Source organism: Streptomyces sp. NPDC002742, from assembly GCF_042888885.1.
Classification (GTDB): Bacteria; Actinomycetota; Actinomycetes; order Streptomycetales; family Streptomycetaceae; genus Streptomyces.
The window spans coordinates 172,309-186,469 of sequence record NZ_JBIAQF010000012.1; the positions used below are offsets into that span (position 1 = coordinate 172,309).

At 71.6% G+C, this 14,161-nt stretch carries 13 protein-coding genes; 7 read left to right on the plus strand and 6 right to left on the minus strand.

Going from position 1 to position 14,161, the window contains the following annotated elements:
* Positions 1 to 20 precede the first annotated feature (20 nt).
* Entirely contained in the window at positions 21 to 941 is a 921-nt protein-coding gene (locus ACFYW8_RS22995) for a sirohydrochlorin chelatase (protein WP_389078960.1), read from the minus strand.
* A 376-nt stretch (positions 942 to 1,317) separates the two neighbouring features.
* On the opposite strand from ACFYW8_RS22995, the gene ACFYW8_RS23000 reads away from it, so the two are divergent.
* Positions 1,318 to 2,040 carry an ElyC/SanA/YdcF family protein gene (locus ACFYW8_RS23000; RefSeq protein WP_365871111.1) on the plus strand — a complete coding sequence of 241 codons (723 nt, stop codon included), beginning with the start codon at positions 1,318 to 1,320 and terminating at the stop codon, positions 2,038 to 2,040.
* A 413-nt stretch (positions 2,041 to 2,453) separates the two neighbouring features.
* Here the strand turns inward: ACFYW8_RS23000 and ACFYW8_RS23005 are convergent, their stop codons facing one another.
* Together ACFYW8_RS23005 and cutA are read right to left on the minus strand one after the other, a co-directional pair.
* Positions 2,454 to 2,939, minus strand: coding sequence for a gamma-glutamylcyclotransferase family protein (locus tag ACFYW8_RS23005; RefSeq protein ID WP_389078967.1), 486 nt, complete (start codon positions 2,937 to 2,939; stop codon positions 2,454 to 2,456).
* Entirely contained in the window at positions 2,936 to 3,262 is a 327-nt protein-coding gene (gene cutA / locus ACFYW8_RS23010; protein ID WP_389078972.1) for a divalent-cation tolerance protein CutA, read from the minus strand. Before cutA ends, ACFYW8_RS23005 begins: the two co-directional genes overlap by 4 nt.
* 184 nt (positions 3,263 to 3,446) lie before the next feature.
* Between cutA and ACFYW8_RS23015 the strand changes: the two genes are divergently transcribed.
* From ACFYW8_RS23015 to ACFYW8_RS23025, 3 genes are all read left to right on the plus strand, one after another.
* The gene (locus ACFYW8_RS23015; RefSeq protein WP_389078976.1) at positions 3,447 to 5,090 is read left to right on the plus strand and encodes a M4 family metallopeptidase; all 1,644 of its coding nucleotides are present in this window, start codon (positions 3,447 to 3,449) and stop codon (positions 5,088 to 5,090) included.
* Between the two features lie 630 nt (positions 5,091 to 5,720).
* On the plus strand, positions 5,721 to 6,239 hold the full coding sequence (locus ACFYW8_RS23020) for a hypothetical protein (protein WP_365871121.1): 519 nt from the start codon (positions 5,721 to 5,723) through the stop codon (positions 6,237 to 6,239).
* A gap of 163 nt (positions 6,240 to 6,402) precedes the next feature.
* A complete protein-coding gene (locus ACFYW8_RS23025; RefSeq protein ID WP_365871123.1) occupies positions 6,403 to 7,023 on the plus strand; it encodes a class F sortase in 621 nt (206 codons plus the stop codon).
* 3 nt (positions 7,024 to 7,026) lie between these two features.
* Here ACFYW8_RS23025 and ACFYW8_RS23030 read toward each other — a convergent pair whose 3' ends face one another.
* Both ACFYW8_RS23030 and ACFYW8_RS23035 read right to left on the minus strand, forming a co-directional pair.
* Entirely contained in the window at positions 7,027 to 7,809 is a 783-nt protein-coding gene (locus ACFYW8_RS23030) for a sulfite exporter TauE/SafE family protein (protein WP_389078983.1), read from the minus strand.
* A gap of 144 nt (positions 7,810 to 7,953) precedes the next feature.
* A complete protein-coding gene (locus ACFYW8_RS23035; protein ID WP_389078987.1) occupies positions 7,954 to 9,171 on the minus strand; it encodes an RNA-guided endonuclease InsQ/TnpB family protein in 1,218 nt (405 codons plus the stop codon).
* Positions 9,172 to 9,275: 104 nt separating this feature from the next.
* On the opposite strand from ACFYW8_RS23035, the gene ACFYW8_RS23040 reads away from it, so the two are divergent.
* The 3 genes from ACFYW8_RS23040 (at position 9,276) to nirD (ending at position 12,792) form a co-directional block, all read left to right on the plus strand.
* Positions 9,276 to 9,452 (plus strand): transposase, encoded by a 177-nt coding sequence (locus tag ACFYW8_RS23040; RefSeq protein ID WP_389078991.1) that lies wholly within the window; start codon positions 9,276 to 9,278, stop codon positions 9,450 to 9,452.
* Between the two features lie 428 nt (positions 9,453 to 9,880).
* On the plus strand, positions 9,881 to 12,433 hold the full coding sequence (gene nirB, locus ACFYW8_RS23045; RefSeq protein WP_389079406.1) for a nitrite reductase large subunit NirB: 2,553 nt from the start codon (positions 9,881 to 9,883) through the stop codon (positions 12,431 to 12,433).
* Complete coding sequence (gene nirD / locus ACFYW8_RS23050; protein ID WP_389078996.1) at positions 12,430 to 12,792, plus strand: nitrite reductase small subunit NirD; 363 nt, start codon at positions 12,430 to 12,432, stop codon at positions 12,790 to 12,792. The genes nirB and nirD overlap by 4 nt, the downstream gene beginning before the upstream one ends.
* Before the next feature lie 102 nt (positions 12,793 to 12,894).
* Here the strand turns inward: nirD and ACFYW8_RS23055 are convergent, their stop codons facing one another.
* Complete coding sequence (locus ACFYW8_RS23055; protein ID WP_389078999.1) at positions 12,895 to 13,830, minus strand: oxidoreductase; 936 nt, start codon at positions 13,828 to 13,830, stop codon at positions 12,895 to 12,897.
* Between the last annotated feature and the right edge of the window lie 331 nt (positions 13,831 to 14,161).

Genomic DNA, 14,161 nt, shown 5'->3' on the forward strand with positions numbered 1-14,161 from the left:
CGCCCGAGGAAACGTCGGGTTCAGGCCGGGACCAGGGTGCGCTCCTGGGCGGACTCGGGGGCCGCGACGGCCTGGTCGTAGCGGTGCAGGACGAGGCGGGCCATCGCCGGGTGGTCGCCGAGGGGTTCGGCGCAGATCCAGGGGGCGGCCTCGGCGCACTGTGCGGCGAAGCGGCCGGGTGCGGTGAAGTACGAGGCGACGGCGATCCGGTGGCGGCCCCGGGCGGCGAGGGAGCGCACGGCTGCGGGGACGGTGGGCGCGGCGGCGGAGGCGTACGCCGGGACGACCGGGACGCCGAGGCGTTCGGCGAGCAGTTGGGCCGTGCGGCGGGTGTCGGCGGCCGAGTCCGGGGCACGGGACCCGGCGGACGCGAGGACGACGGCGCTCGCGCGGCGGGCGGAGTCGCTCATCCTGGTCCGCCATCCGGCCTCGACGAGGCGGGCGTAGAGGGTTTCCACGAGCAGCGGGTGCGGACCCAGCGGGCCGGCGACGCGGGCGTTCAGGCCGGGAACCGCGGCCGCGGTCTCGGGGATGTCGCGCCGGACGTGGTAGCCGCGGCCGAGCAGCAGCGGTACGAGGACGGCGTCCTCCTTGCCGGCCAGGGAGGCGAGCGTGTCGCGGAGCGGGGGCTCGTTCAGCTCGATGTGGCCGAGGCGCACGGACAGGTGCGGGCGCAGCTCGCGGACGCGTTCGACCAGGGTGCGTACGGTGGCGAGCGCGCGCGGGTCGCGGCTGCCGTGGGCGGTCAGGACCAGCGCGGGCGGCGGCGGGCGGCGGGTGCCGTCGAGGGAGACGAGGCTGAGCTGGCTGCCGAGCTGGCCGGCGATCCGGTTGATGAGCTGCGCCGTACTGTCGAGGGGGCCTTCGAGGCGGGCGCCGCGGGGCGGCGGGCCGCCGAGGCGGTGGGAGGACGCGTCGCGAGCGGGGTTCGAGGCCGTCATGGGGCGATCCTGGCGGTACGAGGTTGCCGGGCCGTTGCGTGGGTATGTCGGGTGTTTTCCGTCGGTTCACCATTCGGCGCCGACCCGGTGTGAGGGGCTCCCACCTGCGGCTCTCCCTCTTCCGGGTGACCGGGGTCGGGCGCACCGGAGCGAACCGAACGGCCTTACGATGCGTCTTCAGCTGTCGAACGGCGACGCGGAATCCGGCGCGAGAACCGAACCGATGACCGAACCGAGAGACGACCGAGAGCCGATCTAGAGCCGAACCGGAACCGAAGCGCCATCCGCCGCGCGGGCCGGACGGAGCCGGCGCGAGCGCGCCGGACGGAACCGCCCGCGCGCCGCCGCGAGTGACGACACCTGGGGGACATCGATCATGCCGCGCCTGCCGCGCCCGAAGCGCCCGAGCTTCCGCAGACCACGTCTGCTCCGCCTGCCGCCGCTGCCGCGTACGCGCAAGGGGCAACGGCGGGCCGTACAGGCGCTGATGATCCTGTGCGTGCTGGCGCTGCTCCCGGCGACCTGGCTGTACGTGGCGACGGGCGACCGGCTGCGGACGACGGCGGACGCCCCGCGCACCGAGGTCGCGATCGTGTTCGGCGCGGGTCTGTGGGACGGCGAGCCGTCCCCGTATCTCGCCCACCGTCTGGACGCCGCCGCGAAGCTGTACCGGGCCGGCCGGATCGAGGTCGTCCTCGTCACCGGCGACAACAGCCGCAAGGACTACGACGAGCCCGACGCGATGCGCGCCTACCTCACCGCGCACGGGGTGCCCGAGCGGCGGATCGTCAGCGACTACGCCGGCTTCGACACCTGGGACTCCTGCGTCCGCGCCCGCAGGATCTTCGGTGTCCACGAGGCCGTCCTGATCAGCCAGGGCTTCCACATCCGCCGAGCGCTGGCCCTGTGCCAGGCGGCGGGCGTCCGCTCGTACGGCATCGGCGTCGACGCCAAGCACGACGCCACCTGGTACTACGGCGGCACCCGGGAGATCTTCGCGGCGGGCAAGGCCGCGCTGGACGCGGTGTTCCAGCCGGATCCGCATTTCCTGGGCCCGAAGGAGCGCGGAGTGACCCGGGCGCTGGCGGCGGCCCGCTAGCGGCGCGGTACCGATCGGCGTGCCGGGACGCGGTACCGGTCAGTGCCCGCCCGGGCCCTCCGGCCCGGTCCGATCGTCGGACTTGGGGGCCCGCGTCGGGCCGGCGCCCGAACCGGACCCGGAACCGGAACGTCCGCCCGGCTCCGGGTCCGCGGAACAGGAGCTGAGCCCGATACCCAGGGCGGCGCCGAAGGCCGCCCCGCTGAGCGCGAGGATTCGTCGCCTGGTCAAGTCGCGGTCGGTCATGGCCGGACCCTAGGGGCGCGAACGCCCGTGCCACCAGGGGCACACGGGACAGCCACCCGCACGGGTGCACCCCGACCGCGCGGGTGCACCCCGACCGCGCGGGCAGGCCCGGCCCGCGCGAGCCCGCTGGGCGGGCCCGCTCACCGGTAGGTCCCGCGCGGGCACGCTCAGCCGGGCCGGCGCGCCGGGGTGTCTCCCCCGCCGCCGCGCCAGTCCCCGTTCTCGATCAGCTTGCCGTCGGTCCGCAGACGGGCCGCGATCGCGGGGGCGGCGACATACACCCAGGCCCGCACGCGCGTGACGCCGTCCGCTCGTACGGCGTCACGGGCGACCCGTTCGTAGAGGTTGCGCGGGTCGCCCGGCGTGTACTCCTCCAACTCGTCGAGCGCCGCGAGGAGTTGCTCGTACGCCTCGGGTCGCGCGGTCACGAGTTCGCCGCTCACCACGCCGCCGGGCTCTTCGACGGCGTACGGGTATCCGGGCCCCGCGTACAGCAGGAGCCCGCGCATCCGCCCCGGCTCCTCGGACCGGGTCCGGCCGAGCAGGAACAGGTCGTGGTTGTGCTCGCCGGGGCGCAGGGTGCCGTAGACGAAGAAGGGAAGTTCCGCTTCGCCGAGGAGGTCCGGAGGACTCAGGGGACTCGAAGGACTCAAGGGGCCGTTTCCTCCTCCAGCCAGCGCAGGTAGTCCGGGCTTCCCGCGACGACCGGGGTCGCGATGATCTCGGGGGTGTCGTAGTCGTGGGCGTCCAGGAGATACGCCTCCAGCGCCGGGTAGCGCGCCGCGGTCGTCTTGAACTGGATCTGCCACTCGGAGGCTGTCTCCACGGCACCCTCCCAGCGGTAGACGGAGGTGACCGGCCCCGAGATCTGCGCACAGGCCGCGACGCGCGCCGTCACCGCGCCACGGGCCAGCGCCGCGGCCTTCTCCGCCGCATCCGTCGTGGTCAGGACGGCCAGGCAGGCGGGCGATTCCATGAGCGCCTCCATTCGTGAGGGTACGGAAACGATTCTCGCCGCATCCCGCACGCACCCGGCAGGCCCTATGGACATGACATGTCATGCACCTTTAAATCTGAGTCAGCTTTCAGCGCCTCCTCACGCGTCCCCACGCGCCCCTCCCCCCACGCGCCCTCCCCAAGGCACCTTCCCAAGGAGACCGATGAGTCGAATACGGCACGTCCGAGGTTCCTCTCTCGTCACCGCCGGCGCGGCCGTGACGACGGCCGCGCTGCTGGCCGCCGCACTCGCCCCCGCCGCGAGCGCCGACGCCCGGCCGACCCGGGCCACCGCGATCGAGAACGCGGTCTCGGCACTGGCGGCCCACGCCACGGACCTGGGCCTGAACTCCGCGCAGCGCACCTCCGTCCGGGACGTCGTCGTCGACAAGGACGGCACCCAGCATGTGCGCTACGACCGGACCTACCGCGAACTCCCGGTGCTCGGCGGCGACTTCGTGGTGCATCTGGCACCGGACGGCGCCTACCGCGGCGCAAACCGCGCGACCGGGAAGGCCATTTCGCTGACCAGCGTCACCCCCGAGCTGTCCGGCGCGAAGGCGGCCGGTCTGGCGGTGAACGCGCTGCGCGCCGCCAACCCCGGTGAGGCGCTGAAGAAGGTGACCGCGAAGCCCCGGCTGATCGTCGACGCCCTGCACGGGGCTGCGCGGCTCGCCTGGCGCACCGAGGCGGTGGCGGAGGACTCGCTCGGCAACCCGGTCGCCCGCACGACCGTGACCGACGCCCGCACCGGCGCGCGGATCGACGCCTGGGACAGCGTCGAGACGGCGACGGGCGACGGCAACTCGCTCTACAGCGGCACCGTTCCGCTCGAAACGACGCTGTCCGGATCGACGTACCAGCTGAAGGACCCGACGCGCGGGAACACGTACACGGGCGACGCGGCGAACAAGACGGACCTGTGCATCTTCGGGATCTGCATCAGCCGGGCGCCCGCGACGCTCTTCACCGACGCGGACAACCACTGGGGCGCGGGCACGACTTCGGACCGCTCGTCCGCCGCGGTGGACGCGCAGTACGGCACGAACGAGACCTGGGACTACTACAAGAACGTCCACGGGCGGAACGGCATCGCGGGCGACGGCAAGGGGTCGTACAACCGCGTGCACTACGGCAGCAACTACAACAACGCCTTCTGGGACGACAGTTGCTTCTGCATGACGTACGGGGACGGTGACGGCTCGACGTTCGGGCCGCTGGTCGCGCTGGACGTCGCCGGGCACGAGATGTCGCACGGCGTGACCTCCAAGACGGCCGCGCTGACGTACTCGGGCGAGTCAGGCGGCCTGAACGAGGCCACGTCCGACATCTTCGGCACCATGGTGGAGTGGTACGCGAACAACGCCTCGGACCCCGGTGACTACCTGATCGGCGAGAAGATCGTCCGCCCCGGGTTCGGCAAGCCCGCCCTCCGCTTCATGGACAAGCCCTCCAGGGACGGCAACTCGGCCGACTGCTGGAGCAGTTCGGTCGGCAACCTCGACGTCCACTACTCCTCCGGCGTCGCCAACCACTTCGTCTACCTGCTCTCGGAGGGCAGCGGGGCGAAGACCGTGAACGGCGTCGCCTACGACTCCCCCACCTGCAACGGCGCCACGGTCACCGGCATCGGCCACGACAAGGTCGGCAAGATCTGGTACCGCGCGCTGACGGTCTACATGACCTCGTCGACGAACTACGCGGGCGCGCGCACCGCCACGCTGAACGCGGCCAAGGACCTGTACGGGGCGGGCGGCACCGAGTACAACGCCGTGGCGGCGGCCTGGTCGGCGGTCTCCGTGGGCTGACCGGTACCGGACGCGATCGGTCTCGGAGGGTCTCCGGGCTCGGACGCTCTCCGGGCTCGGACGCTCTCCGGTCACCGTGGGCAGGCGCCGTCAGGTTCGCCTGCCCACGGCTTGTCCGGAGCATGTCCGCGCCGGGCGGGTCCTAGTCCTCCTTCACCGGCCGGTACACACTCACGTCCACGCCCGTCCTCGCGGTAACGGTGGAAACGTGTTCGAGCGGGCGCTTCACCCGCCTTCCGAAATCATCGCGCCCGACCGACGCCACGACGTGACGAGGCACATGCTCCGGCACGCATTCCGGCGCACCTTCGGCCGGCGCACCCGGGCCGCGCCGCGCGTTCACCCTCTGACGCGGCTCGCCCGTTCACGCGGGGTCACCCATTCACACTCCCGGCCCCGCCCCCTTCGGGTTCTCCGTGCGGCACACCGGGCGCACGCCGGTGACCTGCCGGAACGCCGAAGGTTCCGCCTCTTCCGGCGCTCCGTCCGACACCCGTTCACATCATTTCTGACGTTCCATCAGAGAGCGGGCGCGGTCATGTGCCACTTACCTCGGAAGAGCAGGGGTACGACCGACGCTGCGGCACTTGGGGGTGTCGCGGGCCGCGCCCCCTCGGAGGAGCTAGCACGATGCGACGTACCGCACGTCTGCTGACCGGTACCGCGCTCGCCGTCGCCGCCGCGGGTCTGGGCGCCGCGCCCGTGTACGGCGGAGACACCGGAAGTCTGGAGGTGTTCCCCTCCACCGTCGTCCCGGGCGCCGATGTCACCGTCAACACGGCCGCGTGCGGCTCGGACGGCACGGCGAACGGGGACGCCGGCGCGGTGGGCGGCGGTACGTTCACGCTCGCCGCCAGCGCGCACGAGCAGGACGCGATCGGTCAGTTCCGGGTGCCGCCGAGCGCGCAGCCGGGGACGTACGAGATCGTCGCGACGTGCTCCCACGGCCGACGGGTCACCGGCGACCTGCTGGTGACCCTGACCTCCACGCGCGAGCAGATCCAGCCGCGCGGGCATGTGAACACGGGTGTCGGCGGCGCGCTGGGCCCCGACCCCGTTCAGACCGCGGCGGGAGTGGCGGCGCTGGCCGTCGCCGCCGCGGGCGGTACCTGGCTCCTGCATCGCCGGGCGAGAGGCGACGGGATCTGACGGACATCCTCCGCTGTCCGTCCGCCGGTACCGCCGTCCCTCCCCCTCCGTGGCCCGACGCCCCTCGCGGCCCGGAGGGGGAAGGGACCGGCACCATCAGCAATCCCCCAGCCGCCGGGCCGGCCGGTCCCGCCCGCGGAGAGGAACCCGTGAGGAGGCTCGCGTGCGCCGGGTCAGCAATGCCGCCATAGCGTCGGTCACGGTCGTCGCCCTCTGCTCCGGTGCCTGGCTGCTGCGCAGCGGCTCCGAGGCGCACCCGCCGCCCCAGCCGTCCGCGGCGCAGGCGGCGACCGCCGGGGACCGGGCGCGGTCCGTGGCCCCCGCGATGCCGCACTCCCCGCCGGACCGCATCCGCATCCCCGCGATCGGCGTGAACGCCCCGCTGATGGGCCTCGGTCTCACCCCGCAGGGCAGCCTGAACGTGCCGCCCGCCGGGAAGAAGAACCTGGCCGGCTGGTACGAGGCCGGGACCAGCCCCGGCGAGCGCGGCACCGCCGTCGTGGCCGGGCACGTCGACAACGCGGAGGGCCCCGCCGTCTTCTACGACCTGGGTTCCCTCCGCAAGGGCAGCACGGTCGAGGTGGACCGGCTCGACGGCAGAACGGCCGTCTTCACCGTCGACGCGGTCGAGGTGTACGACTCCCGCGCCTTCCCCGACGCCAAGGTGTACGGCGCCGCGCGCCGGCCCGAGCTGCGCGTCATCACCTGCGGCGGCGGCTACTCGGAGACGACGGGCTACCGGGGGAACGTGGTCGTCTTCGCCCATCTCACGGGCAGCCGCTGAGGTTCAGGCGAGCCACTGCTGGTAGGCCAGGTTCGCCACCAGCGCGAACACCACCGTCAGGAGCACCGCCCGGACGAACCCGCTGCCCTGCTTGAGCGCGGTCCGCGCCCCCACCATGCCGCCCGCGAGATTGAAGACGGCCATCAGGGCGGCGAGCTCCCAGAACACCGTGCCCTTCCAGGCGAAGGTGGCCAGGGCGCCCGCGTTGGTGCAGCAGTTGACGATCTTGGCGGTGGCGGAGGCGGTCACCAGGTCGAGGTGGAGGAGCGCGGTGAGGGCGAGCACCAGGAACGTGCCCGTGCCGGGGCCGATGAGCCCGTCGTAGAAGCCGATGCCGAGGCCCGCGAGCCCGATCGCGGCGAGGACGCGGCGCGCGGAGACCGGGGTGGTCGGCGGCGCCGTGCCGAAGGCGGGCCGCAGGATCACGAAGGTGCCGACGCCGAGCAGGACGACCATGACGACCGGTTTGAGCACCTCGGTGCTCAGCCCGGCCGCGACGAACGCGCCCGCCGTCGAACCGGCGAGGGCCGCGAGTCCGATCCGTACGGCGAGGCGCACGTCGACGGGTGTCTTGCGCGCGTACGTCGCCGCGGCCCCCGCGGTGCCGACGATCGCGACCGCCTTGTTCGTGCCGAGCGCGAACGCCGCCGGGGTGCCGGCGGGCAGCCCGAGCAGCATGGCGGGCAGCAGAAGCAGCCCTCCGCCGCCGACCACGGCGTCGATCCAGCCGGCCGCCAGGGCGGCGGCGCACAGCACAAGGATCATGGTCAGCGATATGTCGGGCATGATCGCGACCCTAAGGGACGCGTTGGATGTGCCCTGCACGGGGCCGGGAAGCTTGAGCGACTCCTGAGGTTCGCCTCGACGGGTCCCCGGTGCAGGCGTCGACGCGCTCAGTTCACCGAGTCCAGTTGACTTCCGCTCCCTGGGCTAAGGCCCGGGGATTCCTGCCACGGTCGTCCGACCGTCTCGGTGGGTTCCTGCTTCACTGCGCTGTGCCGGGACCAGTCCTGGTCTTACCTGCGCTCCACAGGCTGAAACCGCCAGTCCGGCGGCCTTGGCGACGTTGACCGCCGCGTTGATGTCCCGGTCGAGGACGACCCCGCATGCCGCGCATTCCCACACGCGGACGTGGAGGGGCTTGGGGCCGTCCTTGACGCCGCACTGCGAGCAGACCTGCGAGGTCGGCTCGAACCGGCCGATGCGAACGAAGGTGCGCCCGTACCGGGCCGCCTTGTACTCCAGCATCGACACGAACGCAGACCATCCGGCGTCGTGGACGGACTTGGCCAGGCGCGTACGGGCGAGCCCCTTCACCGCCAGGTCCTCAACGGCAACCGCTTGGTTGTCGCGGATGATCTGCGTTGAGAGCCGGTGGTGAAACTCGCGCCGTGCGTCGGCGACCTGCGCATGGGCGCGGGCTACCTTCAACCGGGCCTTTCCCCGGTTGTTACTGCCCTTGGCCTTGCGGGAAAGGCGTCGCTGTTCCCGCTTCAGCTTCTTCTCGGCCCGGCGCAGAAAGCGCGGGGATTCGATCTTCGTACCGTCCGAGAGGATCGCGAAGTGCGACAGTCCCAGGTCGATACCGACCTCGGACGCCACCCGAGGCAACGTCTCGGGTTCGGTCTCCACGACAAAGCTCGCGAAATACCTGCCGGCCGCATCCTTCACCACGGTCACCGTGGACGGCACGGACGGCAGTGTGCGCGACCACGTCACGCGTATGTCGCCGATCTTCGGCAACGACAGGTCTCCGCCGGTTGTGATCTTCCAGCGGGCGTTGGCGGTGAACCGTACGGCCTGCCGGTTATCCTTCCGGCTCTTGAAACGGGGCGCACCCATGGGCGGGCGCCTGCCCTTGAGAGCGTCGAAGAAGTTCCGGTAGGCGCTGTCCAGGTCCCGAAGGGACTGCTGGAGCACCACGGCCGACACGTCGCCGAGCCAGGCACGCTCCTCGGTCCTCTTCGCCTCGGTGATCAGCAGCTTGGACAAGTCCCCTGTCTTCGGGAACGGCTCGCCTGCGGTGCGCGCAGTCTCACGTGCGCGAAGCGCGTCGTTGTGGACCACCCGCGCACACCCGAACGCCCGCGCCAGCGCAGTGCGCTGAGGACCGTTCGGGTACAGGCGGAAGCTGTACCTCAACTGCATGCCGGCCAGCGTACTGCCGTTGGACTATAGACGAGTATCAGAACATATGTACCGGGCGGCACTGTGCCTTCGTCCTGCACGCGCACAACCATGTCCAACTGCTCGTGAAATTCCCGCCGAAGGCCGCCCTGTCCAAGTTGGTCAACTCCCTCAAGGGGGCCAGCCCTCGCAGGCTCCGCCAGGAGTTCCGGAACTCGTCCAGCACTGCTGGCGGGCGCAACGACTTTAGCCGCCAGGCTCCTGCTTCGCCGGATCGGCCGGCGGTGCTCCGCCGTCGATAGTCCATCAGTACATCGAGCAGCAGAATCCCGATGTGACCTGCGAGTCAGAGCAACTATCAGAATCGCTCTACCCCCGGACTGAAGCCCGATGCGCTGCGATTAATCCCCGTAGCACAGGACCGCGAGGACCCGCCGGTGGCCGGTGCCCGATCCTGTACCCCTGGCCTTCCCCGAGGCCTCACGGCCCGGCCGGGTCCCACTCCGGCCCCCGGGAGCCCTCACACCGCGGCCCCGCTCCCGCTGAGGGCAGCGTTCCTCCCGGGAAACAGACGTGATGCCACCGGGTAACACCGGCACTTCACGGTGTGGTCATGACCTCGCATACGACGATGACGGCGGCGACGGCAGCGACCGTGACGACAGGCACGGCGGCAGCCCCGAACGCCTCGGCCGGGAAAGCGCACACGCTCGTGCTCGTCGGCCACGGCATGGTCGGCCAGCACTTCCTGGAGTCGCTCGCCGAACGCGGACTGACCGCCACGCACCGCGTGGTCGTGCTCTGCGAGGAGCCCCGCCCCGCCTACGACCGGGTCCGGCTGACCTCGTACTTCTCGGGCCGCACACCGGACGAACTCTCCCTCACGGACGCGGAGTTCATCGAGGAGCACGGCATCGAGCTGCACCTCGGCGACCCGGCCGAGTCGGTCGACCGGGCCGCGCGCACCGTGACCTCCCGGTCCGGTCTGACGGTCGGCTACGACACCCTCGTACTCGCCACCGGCTCCTACCCCTTCGTGCCGCCGGTCCCCGGCAAGGACGCCGAGGGCTGTTTCGTGTACCGCACGATCGAGGATCTGCTCGCCATCGAGGAGTACGCGAAGGCACGGGCGACGACCGGTGCGGTCGTCGGCGGCGGTCTGCTGGGGCTTGAGGCGGCCGGCGCGCTCAAGGGTCTCGGACTGGCCACGCACATCGTGGAGTTCGCGCCGCGGCTGATGCCGGTGCAGGTGGACGACGGCGGTGGTGCGGCGCTGCTGCGCACCATCGAGGACATGGGCCTGAGCGTGCACACCGGCACGGGCACCCAGGAGGTCGTGACCGGCGACGACGGCGCCGTGACCGGGATGAAGCTGTCCGACGGGTCCGAACTCCCCACGGATCTGGTGGTGTTCTCGGCGGGAGTGCGTCCGCGCGACCAACTCGCCCGCGCCATGGGGCTCATGGTCGGCGAGCGCGGCGGCATCACGGTCGACGAGCGGTGCCGCACCTCCGACCCGGCCGTGTTCGCGATCGGCGAGTGCGCCCTGGCCTCCGACGGCCGGGTGTACGGACTCGTCGCGCCCGGCTACGAGATGGCCGCGACGGCCGCCGCCACGATCGCCGACGACGAGGCGAGCTTCACCGGCGCCGACCTGTCGACGAAGCTGAAGCTCCTCGGTGTGGACGTCGCCTCGTTCGGCGACGCGCACGGGGCCACCGTCGGCTGTCTCGACGTCGTCTACGCGGACTCGCGCTCGGGCATCTACAAGAAGCTGGTCATCGGCCGCGACGGAAAGCTCCTCGGCGGCATCCTGGTCGGCGACGCGGACGCCTACGGCACTCTGCGCGCCTTCACCGGCTCGGTGCCGCCGATCGCGCCGGAGCAACTGGTGCTGCCGGCGGGCGCGGGCGCCCCGGTGACCCTCGGCCCCTCCGCGCTCCCCGACTCCGCGGTCGTCTGCTCCTGCCACAACGTCACCAAGGGCACGATCCGCGGCGCGGTCACCGAGCACTCCTGCACGAACGTCCCCGAGGTCAAGAAGTGCACCAAGGCCGGTACCGGCTGCGGGAGTTGCGTGAAGGTCCTCGGTCAGCTCGTCAACGAGGAACTGACCGCGAGCGGTGTCGAGGTCGACCACGGCCTGTGCGGCTGCTTCGCACAGACCCGCGAGGAGCTGTACGAGATCGTCCTCGCCCTCAGGATCACCTCGTACCGGACGCTGCTCGACCGCTACGGCCGTGAGGACGCCCGGGGCGGTGACGGCTGCGAGGTCTGCAAACCGGCCGTCGGCTCGGTCATCGCCTCCCTCGCCCCGACGATCGGCGCCGACGGCTACGTCCTGGCCGGCGAACAGGCCGCGCTCCAGGACACCAACGACCACTTCCTCGCCAACCTCCAGAAGAACGGCTCCTATTCGATCGTGCCGCGCATCCCCGGTGGCGAGATCACTCCCGAGAAGCTCATCGTGATCGGCGAGGTGGCACGGGACTTCGGGCTCTACACGAAGATCACGGGCGGTCAGCGCATCGACCTGTTCGGTGCGCGGGTGGAGCAACTCCCGCTGATCTGGGCGCGGCTGGTGGACGCGGGCTTCGAGTCCGGGCACGCGTACGGCAAGTCGCTGCGGACGGTGAAGTCCTGCGTCGGGCAGACCTGGTGCCGGTACGGCGTGCAGGACTCGGTGCGGATGGCGATCGACCTGGAACTGCGCTACCGCGGTCTGCGCTCCCCGCACAAGCTGAAGTCGGCGGTCTCCGGGTGCGCCCGCGAGTGCGCCGAGGCCCAGTCCAAGGACTTCGGCATCATCGCCACCTCCAACGGCTGGAACCTGTACGTCGGCGGCAACGGCGGCGCGACCCCACGTCACGCGGACCTGCTGGCCCAGGACCTGCCGGACGCCGAACTGGTCCGTCTGATCGACCGCTTCCTGATGTTCTACATCCGCACCGCGGACCGCCTGGAGCGCACCTCGACCTGGCTGGAGCGGATTCCCGGCGGCCTGGACCACGTCCGGGAGGTGGTGGTGGAGGACTCCCTCGGCATCTGCGAGGAGCTGGAGTCGCTGATGACCGCGCACGTCGCCAACTACCGGGACGAGTGGGCCGAGACCATCAACGACCCCGAGAAGCTGGGGCGGTTCGTGTCGTTCGTGAACGCCCCGGACACCCCCGACCCGGTCGTCGGCTTCGTTCCCGAACGCGACCAGATCAAGCCCGACCTGCCGCTGCTGACCATCGGACACCGGCCCCTGCAAGCCCTGGAAGGAAGTGCCCAGCGATGACCCTGGCACCCGAGACGACCCGGACGACAACAGCCCACACTCTCCAACTCCTGCTGGAGGACGACTGGTTCACGGTGTGCGAGCTGTCCCTGCTGACCCCGGGACGGGGTGTCGCCGCCCTTCTCCCGGACGGCCGCCAGGTCGCCCTGTTCACCGACCGCGCGGGACGGACGTACGCCATCGACAACCGTGACCCGTTCAGCGGGGCGGCGGTGCTCTCCCGCGGGCTGACCGGCACCCACCGGGGCCGCCCGTTCGTGGCCTCCCCATTGCTCAAGCAGCGTTTCGACCTGGAATCGGGGCGGTGCCTGGACGACGACGAGGTACGGGTGGCGACGTACGAGGTGCGGGCCGCCTGATCCGGTCCGGGCCGCCGGTCCGGACCATTCCCGCCGGCCGTCGGCCCACATCGGCCGCCGGACCCCGCCGGCCGTCGTCTCCCTCGGGACGCGGCTGCGCGGTCAGCCCTTGAGCCCCTCGTAGGTGACGCCCGTCAGCCGCTCCGAGGCGGCCCAGAGCCGCTCCGCCGTGGCGTCGTCGCGGGTCCAGCGGGCCCGCCAGGAGGTCGCGGGCGAGCCGCGCCACATCGCGAACGACGGTCCGACGAAGGTGTCGGGCCGCACTCCGCGGGCGGTGGCCGCGTACAGCGTCGGCAGGGCCCCGGCCTCGGCGCTCTGCGCGAAGACGCGGTTGCCGATCTCCATCAGCCGCTCGGCACCCTTGCGCCCCTCCAGTCGGGGCCCGGCGGTCTGCAGGTTGGTGGAGGCGTACCCGGGGTGCGCCGCGGCGGCGACGGCGTCGGAACCGGCGCCGGACAGCCGTCGCGCGAGCTCGTGCGTGAAGAGCAGGTTGGCGGTCTTGGACCGGGCGTAGGCGATCCACTTGCGATAGGACCCGTGCTCGCTGTTGAGGTCGTCGAGGTCGAGGTCGGAGAGCGCGTGGACCATGCTCGACACGGTGACGATCCGCGCGCCGGGGGTCTCGGCGATCACCGGGAACAACAGCCCGGTGAGCGCGAAGTGCCCGAGGTGGTTGACGCCGAACTGGGTCTCGAAGCCGTCGGCGGTACGGCCGAGGGGCAGCGCCATGACCCCGGCGTTGTTGAGGAGGAGATCGAGCCGGCCGTGTGCCCGCTCGAAGACGCTCGCGAACTCCCTTACGGAGTCCAGCTCCCCCAGGTCGAGCCGTATGAACTCCACGTCCGCGCCCGGCACTTCGGCCATGAGCCGGTTCACGGCCCCGGCGCCCCGCGCCTCGCTGCGGCAGGCGAGCACGACCCGGGCGCCCTTGCGCGCGAGCTCACGCGCACTGACGTACCCGAGCCCGCTGTTGGCCCCCGTGACGACAGCGGTGCGCCCGCTCTGATCGGGGACGTCCTGCGCGTTCCAGCCGGACATGGCGTTTCCTTCCAGGTGACTACGGGGCGGCCCAGCGTAGGGGGTCCCTCCGCCCGGCCCGCAGCACCATGCCCGAAGGGGCGGCACCCCCGCACAGGGTGGACGGCTGACTTCCTGAGCTGGGAAATCAGCTCTTCTCACGTACCCGAGGGCACTCTCAGGGCACTCAAGACGGATCACGGTGGCACTCAGGAGGTGAGCCGTACCGCTACGGCTCCCCGGTGAACTTCACGTCAGCTCGCACGGCGCATCCCGGACGTCCGTCGCGCACAGTGCCTTGCCGCCATCCACCAGCGCCTACGTACTGTGGCGCGTCGGCAAGAGGCTGAAG